16 protein-coding genes and 1 other annotated feature are annotated in these 15,467 nt (G+C 31.6%); of the genes, 1 reads left to right on the forward strand and 15 read right to left on the reverse strand.

Going from position 1 to position 15,467, the window contains the following annotated elements; translation table 11 throughout:
- The 9 genes from BN350_RS18285 to BN350_RS02295 form a co-directional block, all read right to left on the reverse strand.
- A partial coding sequence (locus tag BN350_RS18285; protein ID WP_044600069.1) for a hypothetical protein occupies positions 1-719 on the reverse strand: 719 nt, incomplete at its 3' end.
- Positions 720-838: 119 nt separating this feature from the next.
- Positions 839-1,018 (reverse strand): hypothetical protein, encoded by a 180-nt coding sequence (locus tag BN350_RS20510; protein ID WP_147573511.1) that lies wholly within the window; start codon positions 1,016-1,018, stop codon positions 839-841.
- A 47-nt stretch (positions 1,019-1,065) separates the two neighbouring features.
- On the reverse strand, positions 1,066-1,911 hold the full coding sequence (locus BN350_RS02265; RefSeq protein ID WP_028042140.1) for a KilA-N domain-containing protein: 846 nt from the start codon (positions 1,909-1,911) through the stop codon (positions 1,066-1,068).
- A gap of 260 nt (positions 1,912-2,171) precedes the next feature.
- Positions 2,172-3,419, reverse strand: a complete 1,248-nt coding sequence (gene rlmD / locus BN350_RS18290) for a 23S rRNA (uracil(1939)-C(5))-methyltransferase RlmD (protein ID WP_081652823.1) — start codon at positions 3,417-3,419, stop codon at positions 2,172-2,174.
- Between the two features lie 48 nt (positions 3,420-3,467).
- A complete protein-coding gene (gene pepD / locus BN350_RS02275) occupies positions 3,468-4,901 on the reverse strand; it encodes a beta-Ala-His dipeptidase (RefSeq protein WP_028042141.1) in 1,434 nt (477 codons plus the stop codon).
- A 10-nt stretch (positions 4,902-4,911) separates the two neighbouring features.
- Positions 4,912-5,175, reverse strand: a complete 264-nt coding sequence (locus tag BN350_RS02280; protein ID WP_231385221.1) for a Smr/MutS family protein — start codon at positions 5,173-5,175, stop codon at positions 4,912-4,914.
- A gap of 11 nt (positions 5,176-5,186) precedes the next feature.
- Positions 5,187-6,524: an MATE family efflux transporter gene (locus BN350_RS02285; RefSeq protein ID WP_420885233.1), complete on the reverse strand. Its 1,338-nt coding sequence runs from the start codon at positions 6,522-6,524 to the stop codon at positions 5,187-5,189.
- A gap of 29 nt (positions 6,525-6,553) precedes the next feature.
- Positions 6,554-7,282 carry a pseudouridine synthase gene (locus BN350_RS02290; RefSeq protein ID WP_049945490.1) on the reverse strand — a complete coding sequence of 243 codons (729 nt, stop codon included), beginning with the start codon at positions 7,280-7,282 and terminating at the stop codon, positions 6,554-6,556.
- A complete protein-coding gene (locus BN350_RS02295; RefSeq protein WP_028042145.1) occupies positions 7,251-7,535 on the reverse strand; it encodes a ParB N-terminal domain-containing protein in 285 nt (94 codons plus the stop codon). The genes BN350_RS02290 and BN350_RS02295 overlap by 32 nt, the downstream gene beginning before the upstream one ends.
- A 144-nt stretch (positions 7,536-7,679) precedes the next feature.
- On the opposite strand from BN350_RS02295, the gene BN350_RS02300 reads away from it, so the two are divergent.
- Entirely contained in the window at positions 7,680-8,429 is a 750-nt protein-coding gene (locus BN350_RS02300) for a MurR/RpiR family transcriptional regulator (RefSeq protein WP_028042146.1), read from the forward strand.
- 25 nt (positions 8,430-8,454) lie between these two features.
- Here BN350_RS02300 and BN350_RS02305 read toward each other — a convergent pair whose 3' ends face one another.
- The 6 genes from BN350_RS02305 to BN350_RS02330 form a co-directional block, all read right to left on the reverse strand.
- Entirely contained in the window at positions 8,455-9,243 is a 789-nt protein-coding gene (locus BN350_RS02305; RefSeq protein ID WP_028042147.1) for an ABC transporter ATP-binding protein, read from the reverse strand.
- Positions 9,237-10,106 (reverse strand): ABC transporter permease, encoded by an 870-nt coding sequence (locus tag BN350_RS02310; RefSeq protein ID WP_028042148.1) that lies wholly within the window; start codon positions 10,104-10,106, stop codon positions 9,237-9,239. Before BN350_RS02310 ends, BN350_RS02305 begins: the two co-directional genes overlap by 7 nt.
- A gap of 11 nt (positions 10,107-10,117) precedes the next feature.
- A complete protein-coding gene (locus tag BN350_RS02315; protein ID WP_028042149.1) occupies positions 10,118-11,113 on the reverse strand; it encodes an ABC transporter substrate-binding protein in 996 nt (331 codons plus the stop codon).
- Positions 11,114-11,234: 121 nt separating this feature from the next.
- Positions 11,235-11,469: a binding site (T-box leader), on the reverse strand.
- Between the two features lie 417 nt (positions 11,470-11,886).
- A complete protein-coding gene (locus BN350_RS21605) occupies positions 11,887-12,732 on the reverse strand; it encodes a prepilin-type N-terminal cleavage/methylation domain-containing protein (RefSeq protein WP_049945491.1) in 846 nt (281 codons plus the stop codon).
- 1 nt (position 12,733) lies between these two features.
- Complete coding sequence (locus BN350_RS02325) at positions 12,734-13,780, reverse strand: type IV pilus twitching motility protein PilT (RefSeq protein WP_028042150.1); 1,047 nt, start codon at positions 13,778-13,780, stop codon at positions 12,734-12,736.
- A gap of 12 nt (positions 13,781-13,792) precedes the next feature.
- Positions 13,793-15,466, reverse strand: a complete 1,674-nt coding sequence (locus BN350_RS02330; protein WP_028042151.1) for a GspE/PulE family protein — start codon at positions 15,464-15,466, stop codon at positions 13,793-13,795.
- Position 15,467: the final 1 nt, after the last annotated feature.

Genomic DNA, 15,467 nt, shown 5'->3' on the forward strand with positions numbered 1-15,467 from the left:
AGATTTGCAAATTTATCTTTCTTTCTCCCACTTTTATCCTTTGAATTGTAACCTATTAGGATAATTTCAGCTAAAGTCACAAGATTCTTGTATGCATCGTCATATCTAGAAGCATTATACCCTCTTCCAAATCGCTCCATAACATCCTCCAATTCGTCTTTTAACACTTCTGGCAGCCCGACCATATTTTTAAAGCAGGTCAAATTATCGTTGTTCCATTCATATAGATCACCATATACACTGACAGAATTATCTTGAGAAGATACACGTCTTCTCTTAATATTGTTACACTTATAATTTGCTTCCATTTTATAAATTTTATCAGCAACTTCTATATTTCCCTCTTGGGTTAATCTTAATATAGACAATATGTAAAAAATTTCTTTATTCCATTTATTGGTAATTGTATCGAAATACTCCCCTGCCTTCTCAGTTCCTCCTAGTATCTCCCCAATTGAAAAGTATTCTAATGGCATCGAATTATTTTCGGTTTTATGTAAAAAAATAAATTCTGGGGTTTCCTCATCTGCAAGATTACTTGCTATATACTTAATATCCAAGTTACCCCTTTTATTTACCATTTCATTATATAAAGGAGTATCCTTGAGTTTTAAATGCTTCAATACATAACCATATGGCATTTCCAAATTTAGCAATGCATCTGTAGCGCCTAACACAACTGCCCATAATTCTATATTCACAATTCCAACTATATCCATAAATATCCCCCTTGTATCATCTTTCATTCTCATTTAATATACCCTTTCCACATAAAAAGAAAACGGCATTATGAACCAAAGCCAACTATATCCTAATTTTCTATAATTACCCTATCATTTTACAACTTTTTCTGAGATAAAAATACACCCGGATTATTCATATTCCCATACGAGCATTGATTAATATATGTACGAGGTATCTTATATGCCTTACCAATCCAATTAGAAAGTTCACTAATCCACCTTTCATCCATCTGTCCGTCAATTAAAAATTGTCGAATCGTCCTTCCTCTCATCATTATTGCCTCAATTATAATTATCTAAATTTTTCTAACATTATTTATTTCTATGTATCTACTCTTAATCTCGGCAAATTATTTAAACTCACATTATCCAACGTCTGCAATTGCTGTACCGCTAACAGCCGAAGCAATTCCATTCTCTCTTTCTGTTTTTTCCCCTGATTAATCAATACTGCATTATAGCTTTCCAAATTCGCAAGCACAAGCAACTGATTTAAAGTTGCCACATCCCGCATATTTCCTTTTATAGCCAGATTTTCATCTTTCCATTGTTTCGCTGTTTTTCCAAACAGGACTACATTTAACATATCCGCTTCATTAGCATAGGTATATGCTATTTGTGCTGGTGTCAATTCCGGTGGAATCAAATTATCCTTAATCGCATCTGTATGTATCCTATAATTCAGCTTAGAAATCTCTCTATTCAAATTCCAGTTTAAAGATAAACGACTGTTTTCATCGGCCTTTAATCTTCTGTAATCCTTCATAATATACAACTGAAACTCAGGAGAAATCCAAGTTGCAAATGACATAGCAATATCACTGTGAGCGTATGTTCCACCATAACGTCCTGCTTTTGATACAATACCAATTGCATCTGTAGCATCAATCCACTTCTTTGGCGACATTGTAAATGAATTTGCCCCTGCCTGCTTTTTAAACCCCTCGAATTCGAGGGGTTTAAAATCTGGATTATGAAGTCTTTCCCATAATCCCAAAAATTCTATCACATCTCGATTTCTCATCCAATTTTGAATAACCGCTGTTGGGTCATCACTTTTATACCGTGCGATATCTGTTAATGAAATAAATTCATTTTCAAAATCCTGTGTATAAATTCCAATATCTATCCCATTGGCATGAATCATTTCTTTAATTACCTTTCCCATTGTACCTCCCGCAACTATATCCAGTATTTTCTTATTGTTAATGATGTCTTACTTAAAATTATTTACCTCTTTACTTTCATCCACTAGATTATCTCAAAATATTTAAGTGCACCCTTTATCGCTTCTACTTTTTCTTTTGGAGGATGTTTTCTCGACTGTTTCACTTCCTCCACTGCATTAATTGTCAATCCCAAAGATCGCCTTATCTCTGCAATATAAGCAGTATGTACCTTAAATCCATATTTCTTCTCTACATAATCCTATATCATTTTATAAGTAATTTTCGGTTTCGGCTGATATTTCTTTGCTCGTTCCGCAATCAAATCCAAAGGTACTTTACCTTCGCCTTCACCAAATTCCTCTTTCACATTTATAGTGCTTTCTGGTGATTTGTGAGACAAAAGTACGATGGTTTCCACATGTTCTGTATGAGGGAACATATCATAAAGATAAACATCTTTTGTAACATATCCAATCTGTTGAAACCACTTTAAATCTCTTGCTTGTGTTGAAGGATCACAAGAAACATAAACAACTGATTGTGGTTTTAATATACCTATTGCCTCTACAAATTCTTTTGTACTTCCCGCTCTTGGTGGATCCATAATAACACTATCTATATGCATATGTGATTGAGCCATTTTCTGCATAAAAATGGTTGCATCTTCATTATAAAATGAAATATTTCTAATGTCATTCATTTTTGCATTATTTAAAGCATCTTTATATGCATCTTTATTCAATTCAACACCAATCACTTTTTTTACATTTTTTGCAATACTCATACCAATTGTTCCAATACCGCAATATGTATCTAAAACAACCTGATCTTTTTGACCATTCAATAATTCAGCAACTTTTGCATAAAGTTTCTCACATTGTGAATGATTAATTTGATAAAAAGATTGAGCAGATATCTTAAATGATAAAGCACAAAGTTTATCAACAATAAACCCTTTACCATAAAGAACCTTTTCTATTGAAGATAAAACAACACTTGTTTGTCTTTTATTAACATTTAAAACAACAGATTGTACTGATGGACAGGCTTTGACTAACTCCTGACAAAAATTCTTAGAACCTTTAAACATGCCATCAGTCGCAACTAATACAACCAATGTTTGATTTGTTTCAATAGCCCTTCTTATCAAGACATGCTTTAAGAAACCTCTATTTTTATGTTCATCATAAATAGACATACGATATTTTCTAAATAATGATTGTATTTTTGCTAAAACTTTATGTGTTTCTTCATCATGAAGAAGACATTTTTGCATAGGTACTATTTTATGTGATGATTCTTCATATAAACCATATTCATATTTTTGATTAAATGCAACAATAACCTTATTACGATATTCATAAGGATTCTCCATTCCTACAACTGAATGAACATTCAGTTGAGGAAAGAGTTTCTGACAATAATCTTGTTTTTTAATTAATTGTTGTGGGTAGTCCATATGAATATATTGACAGCTACCACAACGTTTACTAATAGGACAATTCATAAAATCTCCTTTCACTAAAGAAAAGAGTAAAAGTCATCTTTTACTCAATTACAATGTTTCAATAAATGCTACCAATAACTGATAAGTCTTTACAAATGATTCAATATCTAATCTTTCATCAGGTGTGTGAATGTCAGCCATATTTGGTCCCATTGTAATAATGTCCAAATCAGGAATTTTTCCTTTAAAAGCACCTGTTTCTAATCCACCATGAGTTGCGACTTCTCTTAATGTTTCACCTGTATGAGTTTGATAAAACTCTTTAAATTGTTTACGCAACAAAGAATCAGAATCATAATCCCATCCTGGATAGTCATTAGAGACTTCTACATAAGCATTATATATTGATGCGATTAATTCTAACTGTAATGATAATTCTTCACGTATGCTCTGTAATGGTGAACGAATAGAGTAATTAATTGTAACACAATCATCTTCTGTTTGAACAACACCCATATTTAAAGATACTGTTGTTAAACCTTCAATGGCTTGAGATTTTTCAATCATACCATTTAATGCTAAATACATAATAGAAATAATAGCTTCACTATCTTGTGAACATATACAGACATCACATTCTTCTTCATGAATTGTAATAGATACATTTGGATCACTGATTTCTAATTCTTTTTTAATATCTGTTTCATATGTTTGAACCATTTGATATAAATCTTCAAAAGAACTTGAACTTGCAAAAGCCACAGTACATTCACGAGGAATGGCATTGTTTTTAAGACCCCCAGTGATTTCTACTAAACGAATATCTTTACCTGCCTTTAAGAAATGATATAAAATACGTGCTGCAATCTTATTTGCATTCCCTCTTCCTTTATCAATACATTCACCAGAATGTCCACCAAGTAATCCTTTCACTTCTAATACATATACAGGTGAATCATTATCTTCACCACGAATTGGTTTTGTAATTAATAAATCATTTCCTCCAGCTGAAGATGTACATGTTTCCCCTTCTGTTTCACTATCTAAACCAATCATTCTTTTAGATTGAAGATGTGTTGCATCAAAAGCTAACGCACCGCATAAGCCAACTTCTTCCTGAACTGTAAAAACACATTCTAATGGTGGATGTTTCACTGTTTGATCTGTTAGCAAAGCTAACATATAACAAACACCATAACCATCATCTGCTCCTAATGTTGTTCCTCTAGCATGTAAGAAACCATCTTCGACATATAAATCTAAAGGATCATTTTCAAAATCATGATCACTATCATTATTCTTTTCATTCACCATATCCATATGTGCTTCTAACATTAATGGTTCATGATCTTCATAACCTTTTGTTGCCTCTTTATAAACAACAATATTATGCATATCATCACGATAATATTTTAACTGATACTGATTTGCAATGCTTTCAATATAATCAGCAATTCCTTCCTCCAAATATGAACCATGGGGAATTTTTGCGATCTCTTCAAAATAATAATTCACTAAAATACTTGTATCTAAAATAGCCATATTCTTCCTCCTATACCAATGTTCTTAATATGAATTCAGTGATTCCCTGATTCATACCAATCTCAATCCTTAATATTTTTGGATGAGAACGATACGTCTTACGAATCATATCACGCAACGTTGTGCCACTGTGATACCCATGAATAATCCGAATCATATATGTTCCCTGATTAGCTCTTTTCAAAACAGCATCAATTCTTGTTTTCGCTTGAAACTGATTCATACCATGAACATCAATCTCTATAATACCTGAACCCATATTTTCTCCTTCCATTATAACAATTCCTAAACCAGTTGTCTATTCATCCATTTCCCACTTAAATAGCGCCACATAAAAAATACACAACGCACAGCCCAATCAATAAACATTGCAATCCATACTCCTAACAACCCTAAATTCATATACTGACCTAAAACATAACTCAAACAAAAACGAAATGTCCACATTGATACAGCTGAAACAATCATTGTATATTTTGCATCATTAGCAGCTCTTAAGGCATTAGGAAAAGTAAAAGATAAAGGCCAAATCAACATTCCTATAATACCATGTAAAAAGATACATTGATAGGCTAAATCAGTTGTTTGGGAAGATAATGAATACATTGGCAAAATAAATGGTGTTGCAAGTAAAATCACAACAATCACAGCAGCCATTGATAAATATGTTAATTTCATAATCTTCTTAATATAATATTTAGCCTGCTGATAATCATTGGCTCCAACACATTGCCCAACGACTGTCACCATAGCAAGCCCCATTGCAGTTCCTGGAATAATCTGCATTTGAGCTATATTATTAGAAACTGCATTAGCAGCAATTGAATAAGTTCCAAAAGTTGCGATTAAACTTTGGACAAGAATCTTTCCAAACTGGAACATACCGTTTTCTAAACCAGATGGTACACCAATGGTTAAAATTTTACGTATATAAACACCTTGAAATGACCAATGCTTTAAATCATCAATACGTAAATCATTTTCACTATGTGTTAACATATACAATATCACAATACAAGCAACGGCTCTTGCTATTAATGTTGCAAAAACAGCACCAAAAACACCCCATTGGAAACCAAATATAAAGACTGCATTTAAAATAATATTAATAGCATTCATAATCGCACTATTAATCATTGATATCTTAGAATTCCCAATAGCCCTAAAAAGTGCTGCTCCAGAATTATATAAAGCAATAAAAGGATAAGACATTGCTGAAAACAAGAAATAAATTTCAGCATTTTTCATGACATCAACTTCAACATTACCAAAAATCAAATGTAATAAAGATGCATTAAATATAATCACAACAATCATGATCACTAAAGATAAAAGAGCAGTCACCAAAATCAATTGTTTTGCTGAAAGTTTAGCTTTTTCCTTAACTCCCTGACCTATAAATTGAGCAGCGACAACAGCTCCACCAGTCCCTAGAGCAGCAAAAATATTAATCAATAAAATATTAATCCCATCAACTAAAGAAACAGCTGATACAGCAGCTTCACCAACACTTGCAACCATAATCGTATCAGCAAAACCAACAGTAACAGCAAGTAACTGTTCAATAATTAATGGAATAATTAATTTCTTTAAATCACGATGAGAAAACATCATTCTTATCATTCCCCTCTCATGATTCCATTATAACGCGCTTATCTATAAAACATAAATTCTTTCAATTTTTGAAATTCATCTTTTGTTAGGGGACGATAGTCCCCTAATGATAACTTTGAATCTAATAGAATATTAGCAAATTCAATCCTTTTTAAAGAAACGACCTGATTATGACAAGATAAAAACATCTTTTTAATCTGATGATATTTTCCTTCACTTATAGTTACATAACAATGATAATGATCAATAATTTCTAACTGAGCAGGTAAACACTTTATATCTTTATCAATCAGAATTCCATCTTTAAATATTTCTACGAATGATTGATCTAATGGTTTCATGCATTCAACAAAGTATGTCTTTGTCACATGATGTTGTGGTAATAAGAGTTGTTTTGATAAAGAGGCATCATTTGTTAATAATAATAAACCCGTCGTATCACGATCCAATCTTCCCAAACAATAACAATCTTCACGATCTATAAGATCCACCACACAAGGATATTTTTCATCATAATTTGCACAAATATATCCAGCTGGTTTATTCATCATATAATAAACAAAAGGCTGTGAATCTATTCTTTTTCCATTGACTTCAATAATATCATCTGTTTTGACAATATAATTACAATCAGTTATTAATTGACCATTTACGATAACAGCATGATGTTTCAACAATGTTAAACATTGTTTTCTATTCCCACAATGATTTTTCATCATGACTAAATAAAGCTTTTTAATGAGTATTCCTTCCTCTCCAACAATCATTAGAACGTTCATCACCATTATTTTTTATAACAACATGAACATAACTCCCCCTTTTATAATCAGGATCTTTTTTTAATATATCAGATAATACTGATAAACGTTTATGACCATCAATACATTGATAATGCTGATTCAATTGAATCACATGAATAGGAAAAGAAAAACCAATTCGAAGAATAGAATCATATAACTCTGTTGTATAACTCTGATATTCAAAATCAATATCTTTTATATTTAACTTCACCAAACGCATTTATTATCACCTCAAACACCGATATTATAACATTAAATAATAGATATGAAAATCCAAATCAAAGAATAATATATTTTTCAAGATAGAAAAAGTTTATGATTTTATAATAATTCATGATATAATATCAGTTAAGGAGGTCATTATATGAATATCTTATTAAGTCGTATATTAACATATTTAAATGGAACATTATTTCATGATTATAATTATAAGATCTGTACATTTATTATCTTTCATTATTTAGAAATGGAGGATATGAGCGTGGAAGAATTTTTAAAAAAGGGATGTTTTAAAAAAGAAGAACTTTATGCTTTTATTGCACTTTTAGGATTCAATCAATATGATGAATTTAAAGAAACATTAGTGAATCATCATCAAACACGTTTAAATCAAATAAGAGTGAGAATGCTTGGTGCTGATAGTCGTGATTTTATTGAAAAAATGGACAAAGACTGTACTGATGAAGAAATGGAAAAAATCATTAGTGATATTTGTCAGAAATTATATAAAGCCAAAAGAATTGTTGTTTTTGGTGCATTATATCCTATCTCAATAGCAATTGAATTACAGACTGATATGATTACTTTTGGTAAACCTTTTATTCAATATCATAGTTATGACCCTATTGTTATGGATGAAAAAGATGTTGCTATTGTGATTAGTGCAACAGGACGTTATCTTGAAGGATTCAAGAAATCTAAAGAAGATGTTCATATAGAAAAAGCACAACAAATACTCATTACTCAAAACAAGAAATATTTAAAGACTGAAACAACTCCAAATTGCAAAGTGATTTATGTTCCAGGCAAATTTGATAGTATTAACTTTAATTATCAGATTATGACAATCTGTGATTTAATTCGTTTACATTATTTTCAACAATATTATTTATAGAAAAAAGTACGCATTTTGCGTACTTTTATTGTTTTAAAAACAAACGGTCGTTATAGTCATGAGTAGATGTTGAATAAAGATGAATAAGTTCATCAACAGTCATTTTCTTTCTTTCTTCACCTTCTACCATCGCAATGATTTGTCCATCTTTCATTATCATTGTTTTATTTCCATATTTTAAAGCATCTTCCATATTATGCGTAATCATTAAAGTTGTAATATGATGTTCCTCAACAATTTTAGAAGTCATTTCTAAAACTTTTTGAGATGTTTTAGGATCTAATGCTGCAGTATGTTCATCCAACAATAGAAGTTCAGGAGTCACATAGGTAGCCATTAAAAGCGTAAGAGCTTGTCTTTGTCCTCCAGACAATGTTCCTACCTTGGTATTTAAACGCTCTTCTAAACCTAAATCTAATTCTTTTAATGCTTGTTTCATCTCGTTTTTTTGTTTATGAGAAAATAAAGAAAGTCGAAAATGCTGACCTCTTTGAGAAGCAAGAGATAAATTCTCTTCAATTGTCATTGAAGGAGCAGTTCCTTTTAGTGGATCTTGAAAAAGTCTACCAATAAAACGTGAACGTTTATATTCAGGAATACCTGTTAAATTTTGTCCATTTAAAATTACTTGTCCTTGAGTTGGTTGAATCGCTCCTGATATCGTTTGAAATAAAGTAGATTTACCTGCTCCATTACTTCCAATAATCGTCACAAAATCGCCCTTATCTAATTTAAGATCAATATGTGAAAGAGCAATCTTTTCATTAACTGTTCCTTCATGAAAAATAACAGAAATATCTTGAAGTTCTAGCATTTTGATCGTCTCCTTTTTCTTTTCATATTTGTAGAAGCAATAGCAATAACAACTAATATAGCAGATAATAATTTTAAGTCACCTGAAGGTAAACCTAATTGCAAAGCAATTGTTAAAATAGCACGATAGAAAACCGCTCCAAAAACGACAGCCATTAATTGAAAACCAATTTTATCTTTCTTAATAATTGTCATCCCAACAATAATACTAGCTAAACCAATAACCATCATACCTGTTCCACTTGCAATATCAGAAAAAGCCTGATGCTGAGCAAAGACCGCTCCACCCAATGAAACAAAACCATTAGCTAATGCAAGACCTAAGATTTTCATTTTATCAGTATCAATAGAACTTGCTCTTACCATATCCTCATTATCACCACATGCTCTTAAAGCCAAACCTAATTGTGTTCTTAAAAAATAATGAAGGAAGAAACATACAATAAGAATAATCACTATAATCACAATCAGCTTATCATAAGGAGCAAGAAATACCAATGGTGAAAAAACTGTTGGAAATTCAAATAAAGAAATATTAGGAGAATCTCCCATAATTCTTAAATTAATAGAATATAATGCTGTCATTGTTAAAATACCAGAAAGTAATGGCATAATATTCAACTTTGTAATTAAAACACCTGTTACAACCCCAGCAAGACATCCAATCACAAATGCTAAAAACAATCCAAGATACGGCATCGAATGAACTGTGAACATAGCACTAACTGCACATCCAAGCGTAAAACTTCCATCAACTGTTAAATCAGGAAGATTCAATACCTTATAACTTATATAGAGTCCTAGGGACATAATTGCAAATATGCCCCCTAACTCCAACGCACCTAAAACAACCGTTAAATTCATAATAACAACTCCTATTTCATCATTGATAACGCTTTATCATTTTGAATACTCTCTGGTAACTTTATACCTAATTGACTTAAAACACTTTCATTCACATAAATATTTAAATTTTCCTTAAAAACTTTTACAGGAATATCTTCTACTTTTGTTCCCTTTAAAACCTTATCAACCATCTGTGCAGTTTCCTTACCTAAATCCTCATAATTAATACCAACACTTAAGAAACCACCATCCTGAACCATAGAATCAGCTCCAACATATAAAGGGACTTTTGCTTTAGCACAAGCAGGTCCAACAACATTCATAGCACTTGCTACAGTGTTATCATTAGGAGCAAATACAGCATCACATTTACTTGTCAAAACATTAATAGCACTCTGAACTTCATTAATACCAGTAACAGTTGCCTCAACAATTTCAATACCCTTTTCCTTAGCAAATTCTTTTGCTTTATTAATATTCGTTACTGAATTTGCTTCACCCTTATTATAAATCACACCCAATTTCTTTAAATCGGGATTCACCTCAAGAGCTCTCTGTAAAATCAATTCAACTTGAATCTCATCACTTGTCCCTGTAATATTCTTATCAGGTTTCTCCAAATTCGTCATTAACTTCGCTCCTACAGGATCACTAACAGCTGCAAAAACAACTGGTGTTGTACTTGCTAAATTTGCTGCTGCTTGAGCAACAGGCGTTGCTATAGCCATAACAACATCAGGATTTTGACCTTTAAAATCCTGAATAATACTTGCTGCTGTATTCGTATCACCTTGAGCATTCTTAAATGTATATTCAACATTCTTACCCTCTTCATACCCTAAAGACTTCATCTCAGCATCAAACGCACTCTTAATTGTATTCAACGAAGTATGTTCAACTAACTGAATAATCGCAACTTTCTTCATGGCATCACCAGATTCCTGATTACTACTACCACACCCTACTAATAAACTTCCAACTAATCCAACTGCTAATAAACCTTTTAATAATTTTAAATTCTTCATTTTCTTTCTCTCCTTATATTTGATTTGTTTTTTATTCAATACATAAGAAGCTACACCATCGTCTCATTTTCATCTTTGTTTCCCCCTCTTGTTAGCATATAAACAAAAAACACCTGTCCTAGAAAAGGACAGATGTATATATCTGCGGTGCCACCTTTATTGGTTACAAAATAACCCACTCATCAAAATGCTAACACATTTCTGCTTTATAACGTAAGCTCACGTCGCCGGATACTCGTTACCTTTCCCCATTGCCCTCGTAGGTCCATTTACTTAACTGCCACTATCTAGCTTCCACCATCCTAGACTCTCTTGAAGTACATCTTTAAGCTTTATCTCCCACTCATTGGTTTCGTTGTATACAATTTAACACATCACATATTCTGTCAATGCATTTTTTAAATATTTTTATTTTTTTACCTTTTCAACAATATTTAATAAATCATTTTGTATTTTCACTAAAATATTGAAACATATTTGAGAAAAACAACATATATTTCTATGTTATAATATATCTATTACCTCTCATAAAAGGAAGTAATATAGATGATCACAAGCATTGTTGTATCAATCTTGCCTCCTATTGTTGCAGGTATAATCCTGTATTATATTACACGATGGTTAGACAAGAAATGAACATACAAACGAAAAACAGAGAGCGCCCCTCTCTGTTTTTCTGTTTCAATCTTCACAAGTATTGTTGTGTCATTTTCATGACACCTATATATTAACATTACTTTGAGCAAAAATCAATAATGAATTTAATACACTAATTATTTTTTCAAAATAGGGTATGTTACATTCTTCTCTGTATGCATTTCTATAGAACATTTGACTTGTGCACCATAATTATCTTCATTTCCAAATTTATTTTCATCTTTTGTATTATCAGCATAGTATATATATTTCATCGCATCAACAGATTGTCCAGCCATTTCTGATGTAATCTTAACATCAGAAATTAAAAACTGATATCTTGTTACTCCAGACTTATCACCAGATGTATTAGGATTCAATATTTTAATTTGCCAAGAAGCATTGGACAAATCAAAGCCTAAATTTTCAAGCGCTTTATTTATTTGACTACCCACACCATTCACATTTTTTTCACCAGCTTCAGAATCAATGTGAAGTCCCACAACATTGTGTCTATCAGACATAAATTTATCCATAAGTGATCTTATTTTAGTATCGAGCATAATCGCTTCTGCAATATTTTCATATACAGTATCTTTAATAATGAACTGTTTATTATAACCCAAAAATACTACATATTTATCATTAACATAATACGTAAATGTTTGAATGACACCATCTTTATAATATAGTGATGTCAGAGTTCCATTTCCATTAACATCATTAACAATATCTGTTTTTTCATCTTGCGTTAAATATCCAGTAAATGATGGATTTTCCAATCTTTTACTTGCATATTGATGTGTTAAATATTTTTCACTTCCTGTTAAAATAGACTTTGCTTCCGCTATACATTTCGCATTATCAGCTTCTTCAAGATAATTAAGAACACTAGGTACAGCAATTGCCAATAAAACAGCTAATATAACAACTACAACGATTATTTCAATGAGAGTAAACCCCTTTTTTGATAGTTTATTCATATCAAATCATTGTTTTTAGCTCTGAAAGACTATCAGAGTATTGCAATGCACTTTCTCTAGAAATTCTACCTTGTCTAACCAATCCAGCCAAGCTCATATTTAAGGACTGCATTCCTAGAGCAGACCCAGTCTGAATAACACTATTGATTTGATGCCCCTTATTTTCTCTAATTAAATTTTCAATAGCAGGTGTCGCCATCATAACTTCCAAGGCAGCAACACGTGATTGCCCATCCATTGTAGGTATAAGTTGTTGTGTAACAACTGCATTGAGTACACCAGACAATTGTGTTCTAATTTGATCTTGCTTATGTGGTGGAAAAACATCTATAATACGATCTATCGTTTTAGCAGCTCCTATTGTATGCAATGTTGAAAAAACCAAATGACCTGTTTCTGCTAGAGTCATAACAGCTTGTATTGTTTCATAATCACGCATTTCTCCTACTAAAATAACATCAGGATCTTCACGCATCGCACTTCTTAATGCAGTATCAAATGAATCAACATCAAAATTAATTTCTCTCTGATGAATTAATGCTAAATTTTGTTTATAAACATACTCGATTGGATCTTCAATTGTTAAAATATGACATTTTCGATTGTTATTGATTTCACTAATCATGGCTGCTAATGTTGTCGATTTACCCGAACCAGTTGGTCCTGTTAACAAAACCAAACCTCTAGGATCTTCAGTAAGTTTTTTAAGAATTGAAGGTAGCCCTAGTTCAGTTAATGAACGAATACGTTCATAGATAACCCTAAGCGCAGCACATAGATGTCCTCTTTCTTTATATACATTAACTCTGTAACGATTTTCTCCTTCTACATATACCAGATCAATATCATGTCCATTTTTTAAATCATTCAGTTGATTTTCATTAAGCATTGATTCAATCATAATAACAATATCCTCTTCATTATAATTATGTTCATATGGTATTAAAACGCCATTATTTCTAACCATAATATTTGTCAAACCACCTAAATGCACATCAGAAAAACCTCTCTCTCTTGCAAAATGCAAGATATTATCCAAAGCTAGCATAGAATTCCCCTCCTATCTTTCATAATATGATATCTTTAATAACTCTTCAATTGTTGTCTTACCTTCCTCAACTAACCTCAATGTTTCTTGAAACAAAGAACTATATTCTTGATTTAATTTCACATATTCGTATATATCATCAATATCTGCTCTGTCAGTAATCATTTTCTTTATTTTTTTATCAATCAATACCATCTCATGAACTGCAATACGTCCTTTATATCCAGTATTGTGACAAGCTGGACAGCCAACACTTCTATAAACATAAGGTAAATTCTTTCCAGCAATTCTCTTATCCTCATCAGTCGCTTCAACCTTATTAGCACAATGTGGACAAACTTTTTTTACTAAACGCTGAGCAACAATACCCACAACACTATTTGCAACCATATATGGTTCAATGCCCATATCAATTAATCTCACAATTGTACTTACAGCATCATTTGTATGGAGTGTAGATACAACCAAATGTCCTGTAATAGCAGCTCTAACAGAAATAGAAGCTGTTTCAGCATCACGTGTTTCACCAACCATAATAATATCTGGATCCTGTCTTAAAATAGCTCGTAATCCACTTTCAAAAGTTAAACCTGCAATATTATTAACCTGCATCTGATTAATACGTTCAAGATTCTTTTCTACTGGATCCTCAATAGTCAAAATATTAACATTACGTCTTGCAAGTTTCTCCATAATCATATATAAAGTCGTTGTTTTACCAGAACCAGTTGGGCCAGTCACATAGATAATTCCATTGGGATTTTCCATCATTTGATTCATTTTCGTAAAATTAATATCAGTCATCCCAAAATGATTAGCATAATCGATTGGTGTATTAGAATTTAAAAATCTCATAACAATTTTTTCACCATATACAGTAGGAACAATAGAAACACGTAAATTCATACGTTCTCCATTAATTGTAACAACGAAATGTCCATCCTGAGGTATTCTACGTTCAGAAATATCAAGATTTGCTAAAATCTTTGTCCTTACAACCAAAGGGCTATGAATACTTTTTTGCAGTTTCATAGATTCAATTAACATTCCATCAATTCTCATTCTTACTAAAGTTTCTTTTTCAAAAGGTTCAATATGAATATCTGAAGCATTGCTACTAAAACCTTTAGTCAATAAAGAATTTAATAATTTAACAATTGGAGAATCATCAGATTCACTATCAAATATCTCCTCATCAATAGCCTCAAACTGAGTCGTATCTCTATTAGCAATCTCAGCAGCAGACTTTGCCTTGATTTCAGAATAATTATAATCAATAGCATTCTCTATAGCATCATGCACTGCAAGACCAATAGAAATATTCATTCCAGTTACTAATCTAATATCCTCTAATGCATAGAAATCCATAGGATCACTAGAAACAACAGTCAACGTATTACCATCGATTTTAATCCCAATAACATTATATTTTTCAGCTAATTGTTGTGGTATCTTACTTACAGCATCTATTGATATAGATACTGTAGATAAATCTATCATAGGATAATCTAGTTTAGCACTCAGTGCACGTAAAGTTTGTTCCTCATTTACAAATCCTAAATCAATTAAATGCTGTCCTAATCTCTTAGATTTATCTTTTTTTTGTACATCTAATGCTTCTTGTAACTGCTCCTCTGTTATATATCCATATTCTTTTAACACTTCACCAATTGGTACACGTTTCATA

Source organism: Candidatus Stoquefichus massiliensis AP9 (genome assembly GCF_000455285.1).
Taxonomy (GTDB): Bacteria; Bacillota_I; Bacilli_A; order Erysipelotrichales; family Coprobacillaceae; genus Stoquefichus; species Stoquefichus massiliensis.

What these genes read in the sequence shown, in the direction of transcription:
- BN350_RS20510 (WP_147573511.1), bottom strand. Translation starts at nt 1,018, where the DNA reads ATGATGAGAGGAAGGACGATTCGACAATTTTTAATTGACGGACAGATG.
- BN350_RS02265 (WP_028042140.1), bottom strand. Translation starts at nt 1,911, where the DNA reads ATGGGAAAGGTAATTAAAGAAATGATTCATGCCAATGGGATAGATATT.
- rlmD (WP_081652823.1), bottom strand. Translation starts at nt 3,419, where the DNA reads ATGAATTGTCCTATTAGTAAACGTTGTGGTAGCTGTCAATATATTCAT.
- pepD (WP_028042141.1), bottom strand. Translation starts at nt 4,901, where the DNA reads ATGGCTATTTTAGATACAAGTATTTTAGTGAATTATTATTTTGAAGAG.
- BN350_RS02280 (WP_231385221.1), bottom strand. Translation starts at nt 5,175, where the DNA reads ATGGAAGGAGAAAATATGGGTTCAGGTATTATAGAGATTGATGTTCAT.
- BN350_RS02285 (WP_420885233.1), bottom strand. Translation starts at nt 6,524, where the DNA reads ATGATAAGAATGATGTTTTCTCATCGTGATTTAAAGAAATTAATTATT.
- BN350_RS02290 (WP_049945490.1), bottom strand. Translation starts at nt 7,282, where the DNA reads ATGATTGTTGGAGAGGAAGGAATACTCATTAAAAAGCTTTATTTAGTC.
- BN350_RS02295 (WP_028042145.1), bottom strand. Translation starts at nt 7,535, where the DNA reads ATGCGTTTGGTGAAGTTAAATATAAAAGATATTGATTTTGAATATCAG.
- BN350_RS02300 (WP_028042146.1), top strand. Translation starts at nt 7,680, where the DNA reads ATGAATATCTTATTAAGTCGTATATTAACATATTTAAATGGAACATTA.
- BN350_RS02305 (WP_028042147.1), bottom strand. Translation starts at nt 9,243, where the DNA reads ATGCTAGAACTTCAAGATATTTCTGTTATTTTTCATGAAGGAACAGTT.
- BN350_RS02310 (WP_028042148.1), bottom strand. Translation starts at nt 10,106, where the DNA reads ATGAATTTAACGGTTGTTTTAGGTGCGTTGGAGTTAGGGGGCATATTT.
- BN350_RS02315 (WP_028042149.1), bottom strand. Translation starts at nt 11,113, where the DNA reads ATGAAGAATTTAAAATTATTAAAAGGTTTATTAGCAGTTGGATTAGTT.
- BN350_RS21605 (WP_049945491.1), bottom strand. Translation starts at nt 12,732, where the DNA reads ATGAATAAACTATCAAAAAAGGGGTTTACTCTCATTGAAATAATCGTT.
- BN350_RS02325 (WP_028042150.1), bottom strand. Translation starts at nt 13,780, where the DNA reads ATGCTAGCTTTGGATAATATCTTGCATTTTGCAAGAGAGAGAGGTTTT.
- BN350_RS02330 (WP_028042151.1), bottom strand. Translation starts at nt 15,466, where the DNA reads ATGAAACGTGTACCAATTGGTGAAGTGTTAAAAGAATATGGATATATA.